Here is a 9,218-nt window from a genome sequence, read left to right on the forward strand (position 1 = left end):
GGAAGGAATAAACGCTGAAAGCATCTAAGCGTGAAGTCCACCTCAAGATTAGATTTCCCATAGCGTAAGCTAGTAAGACTCCTGGAAGACTACCAGGTTGATAGGTCGGAGGTGTAAGCATGGTAACGTGTTCAGCTGACCGATACTAATAAGTCGAGGGCTTGATCAAAAGATAATTGACAGTTGACAATTGACAATTGACAATTGACAATTAAAAGATTCTTCCACACTGTGCAATTTTGAAAGAACAATAATCTTTCACTTAGTTCAATAAAATTTTTTAAAAAACTTAAAAAATTTGTTGACAAGCAAAAGAAAAAAAGATATAATACAAAATGTACTCAGCACTTAGTAGCTAATAAATAGCAAACTAGAAGCGAGCAAACTAATTTATCTGGTGATTACGGCTTGAAGGTAACACCCCTTCCCATTCCGAACAGGACGGTTAAGCTTCAAAGCGCCGATGGTACTGCAGGGGAAGCCCTGTGGGAGAGTAGGTCGTCGCCAGGTTAATGGATCTTTAGCTCAGTTGGTTAGAGCAACCGGCTCATAACCGGTAGGTCCGGGGTTCGAGTCCCTGAAGGTCCACCATATGGGGGATTAGCTCAGCTGGGAGAGCACCTGCCTTGCACGCAGGGGGTCAAGGGTTCGAATCCCTTATTCTCCACCAAAGCAACCTAAAAAGGTTGCTTTTTTTATTTGCAAAAAAATATAATTTCTAATAGAATTTGAAATAGAGTTAATATTATTGGTATAATTAAAAATAGAAAGTAAAAATATATTATATCAACGGCATATATTATAATCTGTTTATATAAAAAGTTTTTCTACAAATACTCTAATTAAAGGAGAAAAGTATGGTAAATAGGGTAAAACAATTTTTTTTATATTTTAATTATAAAATAGATGAGAATGATAGAGAGTTTGTATATAAATATTTAAACAAAGAACAAATAGAGTTATTTGAAAAACTAAAAGTATATGAACAAAAGCACTGTATAAATGTAGCTAGAGATTTAGTTAATCATTGCAAAGAACTTAATATAAATTATAATGATGAACTAATAGTTGCAGCTTTATTACACGATATAGGGAAGATAGAATGTAGCCTTAATTTAATTGATAAATCTGCTTTAGTTATTTTAGATAAAATATCTAGAGGAAAAATAAAAAAGTATGAAAAGAATAAAAAAGTAGATATATATTATAATCATCCTGAAAAGGGATATAATATTTTAAAAAAAATGGGTGAAAAGAATAGAATTTTATTTTTAGTGAAAAATCATCATAATAATGATATATCTAATGATTTAGAGCTAAGTATATTAAAAGAATGTGATGAAAATAATTAAACTGTATAACATAAAAATTAGTAAAAATAATTGTAAGATAAAGATATTATCAATAATCTGTTTTAATGGAGGAATTTATGGAGAAAGTAGCTCTTTTGAAATGTGATGAGTATAAAGTGGAAAGCATAGAAAAAAAGCTCAGAGAGGGATTTGAGTTATTAGGAGGGGATGACTTTTTAAGGACACTTATACCTTACAATAGTAAGGTTTTATTAAAGCCTAATCTATTAAGTATAGAAAGAAAAGAATCACCTGTAGTAACTAATTATAAGGTTTTTGAAGCAGTTATAAGGATAATTAGAGATTATTCTTCAAACATAATATTTGGTGATTCGCCGGGGGTGGGAGACTCTAGAAAGGCTGCAGAGCTTTGTGGTCTTATGGAAGTGGCTGAAAGATATGATGTTAAATTTAATAGCTTTAAAGATGAAATACATGTAAAATTGGACAATTCTATTTTGTGCAAGTCTTGGAATGTGGCTAAAGTAGCTTATGAATCTGATGTACTTATAACTCTACCTAAATTAAAAACTCACGCTATGGCGTACTATACTGGTGCTATTAAAAATCAATTTGGATGTATAACAGGTACAAAGAAGGCTCAATGGCATACCAGGATGCCAGATGCGGAAAATTTTTGCAAAATGCTTTTGGATTTAAATACTTTAGTAGGAACTGATTTTGCCATATTAGACGGCATTGTAGCTATGGAAGGTAATGGACCTAAAAACGGCAGTGCTAAAAAAATGAATACACTTATAATGGGAAAAAGCCCTAGTGCTGTAGATTCTGTAGCAGTTAGATTAATAGGATACGATAATCCACTAGATACTCCAGTTTTGAAGGAGGTTTATGATAGCAAGTGGGGAGCAGTTTTACCTAAAGATATAGAGGTTTTAGGGGAAAAAATTGAAAATATGAAGCAAAAGGATTTTAAACTATGTAGAAAGGGCGGAAATTTCTATTTTAAAAATCCTGTGGTAAATAATTTTTTAAAAAGTTTGATAGCACCGGATCCTGCTTTGATTTATGACAAATGCATATCCTGTCTAAGATGTGCTGAAGTATGTCCAGAAAAACCTAATGTTATAAAATTTATAGAAAAAAAAGGAAAAACCATTCCTGTGTGGAATATGAATAGGTGTATAAGATGTTTTTGTTGCCAAGAACTTTGTCCAGTAGGAGCAATAACAACAAAAGATAAATTTCTTGGAAAACTTTTAAAAGGGGAAGGGGAAAAATAAGTTGAAAAAGAATTTCAAAGTTATTATTCCATTATTCGTTATTGTATTAGTTTTAGCATTTTTTAACAGTATGGTAAATGTTGTAGTGGATATAAAATGGTTTAAAGAAGTGGGGTATTTAAGTGTATATTTCACTAAGTTATTGGCAGTATTAAAAATAATGCTCCCTGTGTTTCTATTAGTATTTTTTGCACTTTTAATATACTATAATAGCCTAAAAAAATCTATATACAAGTGGAAAGGAAGCACCGATACTTTAAATTCGAAAAAATACAATAAGTTATTTATATTTTTTGACTTAGTAATTTCATTTATAATATCTTTTAATTTATCAAAAAGCTATTGGTATACCATACTTCAGTATAAAAATAGCGTGGATTTTAATTTAAAAGATCCTATGTTTAATAAGGACATATCATTTTTTGTATTTAAGCTGCCATTAATACAATCTATTTATAATTTATTAATGACCTTATGCATTGTACTAGTTATAGGTACTTTTATAACATATGTAGTGCTAAATGCTAGGGATAAAATTATTAATGGAGGAAATTTAAGAAATACCAAGATATTCACTAGCAATTTTAAAAGTGATATAACAAAATTTGCTGGAAGGCAGCTAGCTGTGGTATCAGCTTTGATACTTTTACTTCTTTCATTGGGATATATGATAAAGTCATGGAATCTAGTTTATTCACCACGAGGGGTAGTTTTTGGAGCTAGTTATACAGATGTTAAAGTCAGCTTATATTTTTATAAAGTAATAGCAGTTTTAGCTATAGTTACATCTGTAGTTGTTTTTGTAAGCTTACTTTTATCAAAAGTTAAACCTATAGTTATATCCATAGTTTTAATTTTCCTTTTAATAATAGGAGAGAACTTAGCAGCGGTATTTGTACAAAACTTTGTAGTTAAATCTAATGAAAAGACTTTAGAAAAAAAATATATAGAATATAATATGGATTATACCAAAAAGGGATTTAATATAGATAAGGTAGATTCAAAGGATTTTCCTATAAAAAATGATTTAACTGCAGAAGATTTAAAGGGTAATAAGGAAACCATAGAAAATATAAAAATTAATTCAGTAAACCAAGTACTAGAATATTATAATCAAATACAAGTTTTAAAATATTATTATACTTTTAAAGATATGGATGTAGATAGATATAATGTGAATGGAAAGAATACTCAGGTGTTTATGTCCACTAGGGAAATAGATGTTAATTCATTAAAGGATAAGGCCAGCACATGGCAAAATAGGCATCTTACTTATACTCATGGATATGGGGTAGTAATGAATAAGGTAAATGCTGTTACTAGCTCAGGAAAGCCTGAATTTCTAATAAAAGATATTCCTATAGAAAATAGCATGAATATAGATTTAAAAGATCCTAGAATATATTTTGGTGAGGAAACTAATGAGTATGCGGTTGTTAATACTAAAATAGGAGAATTGGATTATCCTGAAGGGGATAATAATAAAACCAGCAAATACAATGGTACTGCGGGAATAAAAATGAGTGGAATTAATAAGGTTTTATTTTCTATATATGAAAAAAATCCTAAATTTTTGCTTTCAAGAGATATAACTAAGGAAAGTAAAATTATTATAAATAGAAATATAATGGAGAGAGTTAAAAAGATAGCACCATTTATATTGTATGATAAAGATCCTTATGTGGTTATAAATGAAGGAAAGTTATATTGGATAATAGATGGGTATAGTATATCTGATAGATATCCTTTTTCACAGCCATATAATAAGATAAACTATATAAGAAATTCTGTTAAGGTAGTTATTGATGCAGTAAATGGTGATACAGATTTTTATATAGTAGATGATAAAGACCCTGTTATAAAGAATTTTTCTAAAATATTTCCAAAATTGTTTAAGGAATATTCAAAGATGCCAGAGGGGTTAAAGGCACATCTTAAATACCCAGAGGATTTATTTAACATGCAATGCAGCGTTCTTGGAAAATATCATGTAACAGATCCTACGGTATTTTATAGTGGAGATGATCTGTGGGATATATCAAAAAATGAGAAGCAGGTAGATAGCGGTAATAAGGAAGAAAAGAATCCACCATCTTATATTATCATGAAGCTTCCAGGAGAAAATAAAGAAGAAATGGTGGTTACTCAGTATTTCAATGTAAATGGAAAGAACAATATGGAGTCATTGCTTTGTGGCAGAATGGATGGAGAAAACTATGGAAAACTAGTTTTATATAATTTCAACAATGATCCAGTGGAAAGTCCATATTTATTCAAGCAAAGTATTAAGCAGGATGCAAATATATCCAAGGAAATATCTCTTTGGAATCAAAAGGGCTCTGGTTCAGGAGTTATATTTGGAGATACTCAAATAATACCTATAAAGAATTCATTATTATATATTGAGCCGCTTTATATAAGAGCCAGCGGAAAGGAAAGTATACCTCAAATGAAGAGGGTAATTGTATCCTACGGAGATAAGATGGTAATAGAAGAAAGTATAGAAAAGGCTCTAAATCAAGTTTTTAATATTAAAAATAGTGAAGAACAGAAGGGTAAAGATGAGCAAAAAACAAGCAATGAACCTGTAAATACTAGTGAAATTAAAAAGGCAAAGGAACTATACGATAAAGCCTTAGAAGCACAGAAAAAAGGCGATTGGACTAAGTATGGTGAATATATAAATGAATTGGGAAAATTGTTAGAGGAATATAGTAAATAAAAAATATAAGGTAAGTATTTTAGTTATAAATCATAAGGAATAGTGATAAAGTTAGTATTTCAACTTTCGCAATTATAAAGTTAAATTTTACGTGCTAAATTTAATTTTAAAAATGTTTATTCGTCTGATGTAAAACTTAAAAGTTATATGCGAAAGTTGAGTTATCATCTTTTATGGTATAATTTATATTGAAATGTAAGGTTCTTCTTATAGGAGGAGAAATATAAATGGATTATGATGTTTTGATATTAGGGGGAGGATTATCAGGCTGTGCTATAGCTTATGAATTATCAAAATACAGCTTAAATATAGCTTTAATAGAAAAAGATTATGATATAGCTGACGATATATCCTTGGTAAATACTGCAGTTATTTATGATGGAATTGAAAACGAATATGATTTAATGGCTAAATTAGAGCAGGAAGGCAATAGGGATTTTGATGAGCTAACTTCAAAATTTAAAGTTCCATTTAAAAGAATGGGAACTTTGATATTGGCTAGAGAAGAAGCACACGAAGAAATTCTTAAAGATATGTATAACAAAGCTATAAAAAGAAATATACAGGATATAGCGCTTTTAAGCAGTAAATATATAAAACAAATAGAACCCAATTTGAACATGGATTTTATTGGAGGAATATATACTGAACATACAGGAGTGGTATGTCCATATGATTTAGCTATTGCCTATGGTGAAGTGGCCTTTGATAATGGAGTTAAATTTAAACTAGAAGAGGAAGTTATAGATATAGAAAAGATATCTAAAGGCTACAGGGTAACTACAAATAAAAATAAATTTAAATGCAAAATAGTTATAAATACAACTCCAGGGGAAAACTATAGTATAGATGTAGAAAAAAAAGAGCTGCCTAAAAAATTCATAGGAAATGTTAAGTATCTTCTTTTAGATAAGAATTTTAAAAGAAATTTAGATCATATATTATGTTTAATAAATAATAAAAATGAAAAGATAATGGTAGTACCTACACTTCAAGATAGTACTATTGTGGCTATGTATAGTAAGGAAAATATAAGCTATGACTATTTTATAAATAATATAAGTAATATATTTTCTAACATAGACACTAACTATATTAGAAACTTTTACCAAGGTAAGTTTTACCAAAGTAGTATGGTTATAGATGATAGTAGCATAGATGAGGGGTATATAAAGGTTGACGGAAAAAATTATAGTGAAGTAACTATGACTCCTTTTATTGCAAGAATGATATGTGAAACGGTGGTTAATAATTTAAAATGCAAATTAAATAAGGATTTTAATGATAAGAGAAGAGAATTCTATAAGTTTAGAGATTTGTCAGATGAAGAAATAGATCAAGTTATAAGTATGAATGAAAAGTATGGCAAAATAATATGCCACTGTCAAAGGGTAACAGAAGGAGAAATAATAGATGCCATAAGAAGGCCCTTAGGTGCAAGAACATTAGAAGGAATAAAAAGAAGAACTGGGGCTGCTTATGGAGGGTGCCAAGGAGCTAATTGTATAAATAAAATAATAGCTATATTAGCTAGGGAAACTAATAAGAACTTCACAGACATAGTTAAGGATTCTAAAGATTCCAAAGTAGTTTTAAGTAGAATAAAGGAATTTGACGAGGTCTAGAAATTATTAAATTTAAGTGATTTGATTTTTATAATTAATGGGAGTGGTTTCATGGAAAATTCTATATTTACTAGTTTAGTTAGAATAAAAGGTTCTGAATATAACGTGGTGCCAGTAAAAGGTAACTCTCCTATACCTAAGGAACTATGGATAGAGTGTTCAAAAGCATTGAGCAGGTTATATGTAGGTGCACCTATAAAACAAGGTGACATAATATGTAGTAATATATTAAATACAGGGGTAGATATAGTGTGCACTAAAAATGTTAAAAGAAAAAATGTATAAAAATATGTTTTAGTGAAATATTATAATAATATACAAATAGAGGTTGACAATGCCAGAGTGAAAATGTAAAATGATTCTTAACTAAATGGATAATTTAAAATTTATATAAAACCGTTGATGAGAATAGTAACTTTATGAAGGATTTAAGAGAGTCAGTGGATGGTGTGAACTGATATCTTTCATTTAGCGAATCCGCCTCGGAGGGACTGTGATGAGCAGTACGGTTCAAACCGTTATTAATTTGAGAGAACTAATTTAGAGCTTTAATATTAGTTAAATAGGGTGGCAACGCGGAGCTATTCGTCCCTAAGGGATGAAGGCTCTTTTTTTATTACAAAAATTTCAACTAAGAAGTACTGTTTCAATACTTAAATGTAAGCAAGTGAATGAATAATTCACAAGTATAGATATTTTATAAAAGTATTTATGTAAAATCACAAAACTTAAATATATAGGAGGAATGTGCCGTGTTAGATATTAAAAAAATAAGAAACAATACAGAAGAAATCAAAAATGCCATGAATAATAGAGGCGAGGCTTTTAGCGTTAATTTAATTGACGAAGTTGTTAGTTTAGACAAAAGAAGAAGAGAAATATTAGTTGAGGTAGAAGAGTTAAAGAAAAAAAGAAATGAAGAGTCTACTTCAATAGGAAAGATGATAAAAGAGGGAAAAGACGTAACTGAACTTAAGGAGCACATGAAAGGCTTATCAGAAAAAATAAAGGATTTAGATGTAGAATTAGGTGAAGTTGATGAAAAAATAAACTACAATATGCTTAGAATACCTAATATTCCAAATTCAGAAGTTCCAGAGGGAGATACAGATGAGGACAATGTAGAAATAAGAAAATGGGGTGAGCCAACAAATTTTGAATTTGAAACTAAAGCTCACTGGGATATAGGAACAGACTTAGACTTGTTAGATTTTGAAAGAGCAGGAAAGGTAACTGGCTCAAGATTTACTGTTTATAAGGGAATGGGAGCAAGACTTGAAAGAGCTATAATCAACTATTTCTTGGATTCTCATACTGAAAAGAATGGATACAAAGAAATACTTCCTCCATACATGGTTAATAGAGAAAGCATGACTGGAACTGGACAATTACCTAAGTTTGAGGAAGATGCTTTTAAAGTTACAAATGATGATTATTTCTTAATACCAACAGCAGAAGTTCCAGTTACTAATCTTCATAGAAATGAAATACTAAATGGTGAAGAATTGCCAATTAAATATGCAGCATATAGTGCATGTTTTAGATCAGAAGCAGGTTCAGCTGGAAGAGATACAAGAGGTCTTATAAGACAGCACCAGTTTAACAAAGTAGAGCTTGTTAAATTCACAAAGCCAGAAGACTCTTACGAAGAACTAGAAAAACTAACCAGAGATGCAGAAAGCGTTTTACAGGGCTTAGGACTTCCTTATAGAGTAGTTAAAATATGCAAAGGTGATTTAGGATTTACAGCAGCATTTAAATATGATATTGAAGTTTGGATGCCAAGTTACGGAAGATATGTTGAAATATCAAGCTGTAGTAATTTTGAAGATTTCCAAGCTAGACGTGCAAATATAAAATACAAAGAAAATCCAAAGGCTAAACCAGAGTTTGTACACACATTAAATGGATCTGGAGTGGCAATAGGAAGAACAGTAGCTGCTATACTTGAAAATTATCAAAATGCCGACGGCAGCGTAACTATTCCAGAAGCACTAAGAGGATACATGGGCGGAAGAGAAGCGATAAAATAAAAAAAATTGTGATGTAATAGCATAGGAAAAATCTGCTTTTAAGTCCACAATAAATATATTTTTTTAGACTGTTCGCAGTACGCTAAGAAATTCTAATGTTTTCAAATTTGAATATCCTAAAGCTTTCAAACTCACTCGTTCCTCGTTCAGGCAATGAAAGCTTCTTAACGGGTATTCAAATTTGAAAACAAAGAATTTCTAAAGCTAGCTCAATAGTCTAAAAAAATATATTTATTGTTCCC

The 9,218-nt window shown here is 30.1% G+C and carries 5 protein-coding genes, 2 tRNA genes, 2 rRNA genes, 1 pseudogene and 1 other annotated feature; all 10 genes and pseudogenes read left to right on the forward strand.

Annotated elements, in window-relative coordinates; translation table 11 throughout:
• Positions 1 to 169: ribosomal RNA gene (locus FGK85_RS13565) — 23S ribosomal RNA — on the forward strand; the annotation flags it as partial.
• Between the two features lie 224 nt (positions 170 to 393).
• A 5S ribosomal RNA gene (rrf, locus tag FGK85_RS13570) occupies positions 394 to 510 on the forward strand.
• Positions 511 to 514: 4 nt separating this feature from the next.
• A tRNA-Ile gene (locus FGK85_RS13575) sits at positions 515 to 591 on the forward strand.
• Between the two features lie 3 nt (positions 592 to 594).
• Positions 595 to 670 (forward strand) — tRNA-Ala (locus tag FGK85_RS13580).
• A 187-nt stretch (positions 671 to 857) separates the two neighbouring features.
• Positions 858 to 1,352 (forward strand): HDIG domain-containing metalloprotein, encoded by a 495-nt coding sequence (locus FGK85_RS13585; RefSeq protein ID WP_138207501.1) that lies wholly within the window; start codon positions 858 to 860, stop codon positions 1,350 to 1,352.
• A 77-nt stretch (positions 1,353 to 1,429) separates the two neighbouring features.
• Complete coding sequence (locus FGK85_RS13590; RefSeq protein WP_138207503.1) at positions 1,430 to 2,596, forward strand: DUF362 domain-containing protein; 1,167 nt, start codon at positions 1,430 to 1,432, stop codon at positions 2,594 to 2,596.
• Between the two features lies 1 nt (position 2,597).
• The gene (locus tag FGK85_RS13595; RefSeq protein WP_138207506.1) at positions 2,598 to 5,318 is read left to right on the forward strand and encodes a UPF0182 family protein; all 2,721 of its coding nucleotides are present in this window, start codon (positions 2,598 to 2,600) and stop codon (positions 5,316 to 5,318) included.
• Between the two features lie 227 nt (positions 5,319 to 5,545).
• A complete protein-coding gene (locus FGK85_RS13600; protein WP_138207508.1) occupies positions 5,546 to 6,943 on the forward strand; it encodes an NAD(P)/FAD-dependent oxidoreductase in 1,398 nt (465 codons plus the stop codon).
• A gap of 63 nt (positions 6,944 to 7,006) precedes the next feature.
• Positions 7,007 to 7,228: pseudogene (locus FGK85_RS13605) on the forward strand (DUF1667 domain-containing protein); the annotation flags it as partial.
• Between the two features lie 105 nt (positions 7,229 to 7,333).
• Positions 7,334 to 7,539, forward strand: a binding site (T-box leader).
• A 156-nt stretch (positions 7,540 to 7,695) separates the two neighbouring features.
• Positions 7,696 to 8,976, forward strand: coding sequence for a serine--tRNA ligase (serS, locus tag FGK85_RS13610; protein WP_138207512.1), 1,281 nt, complete (start codon positions 7,696 to 7,698; stop codon positions 8,974 to 8,976).
• The last annotated feature ends 242 nt before the right edge of the window (positions 8,977 to 9,218 follow it).

The organism is Haloimpatiens lingqiaonensis (assembly GCF_901447495.1).
In the GTDB taxonomy this organism is placed as follows: Bacteria; Bacillota; Clostridia; order Clostridiales; family Clostridiaceae; genus Haloimpatiens; species Haloimpatiens lingqiaonensis.

Bases quoted from the DNA above. Each gene is read 5' to 3' on its own strand.
- FGK85_RS13585 (WP_138207501.1), top strand. From the start codon at position 858: ATGGTAAATAGGGTAAAACAATTTTTTTTATATTTTAATTATAAAATA.
- FGK85_RS13590 (WP_138207503.1), top strand. From the start codon at position 1,430: ATGGAGAAAGTAGCTCTTTTGAAATGTGATGAGTATAAAGTGGAAAGC.
- FGK85_RS13600 (WP_138207508.1), top strand. From the start codon at position 5,546: ATGGATTATGATGTTTTGATATTAGGGGGAGGATTATCAGGCTGTGCT.